A 496-nucleotide genomic window follows, 5' to 3' on the forward strand; every position below is an offset into this window, starting at 1 on the left:
TTTTCTAATTGCACCTTTATTTCCTCTAGATTTTTTCTCAGCTTTTGTATCAAATAATCCCTTATATATACCTCTGTATATTGTCGGATAACTTATGCTAAGATTAGTTTTTTCTAATTTAAGCCTTCCGGCTATTTGCTCAGGAGACCATTGTTCTTCTAAAAATTTAGTTTTAACATATTCAAATATACTTGGATTAGAAAGTTTTTCTTTAGGTTTACATTTTTGTCTACGATTTATATAAAGAATTTGAGCATTACTAGGACTGTATTCATTATTTATTTTGTTACGACGTAGCTCTCTTGATATAGTAGACTTATTTCTATTAATTTCTTTAGCTATTTTAGATATAGAATATCCTTTTGCATAAAAAAATAGTATCTTTTCTCGCTCATTTATTGTAAGATGGTTATATAGACTCATATCATTTTCTCCTTGGTTTTAATTTTTGTTGGCATGAATATTATACCAAGAAAATGATATGAGTTCTTTTTTT

The 496-nt window shown here is 26.6% G+C and carries 1 protein-coding gene; it reads right to left on the minus strand.

All coding sequences use genetic code 11. The features are described from left to right. The coding region (locus ACK2WN_RS12265; protein ID WP_416155701.1) for a transposase at window positions 1-423 on the minus strand (423 nt) is incomplete at its 3' end. Between the last annotated feature and the right edge of the window lie 73 nt (window positions 424-496).

This window comes from Peptacetobacter sp. AB800 (assembly GCF_047807365.1).
Taxonomy (GTDB): domain Bacteria; phylum Bacillota; class Clostridia; order Peptostreptococcales; family Peptostreptococcaceae; genus Peptacetobacter.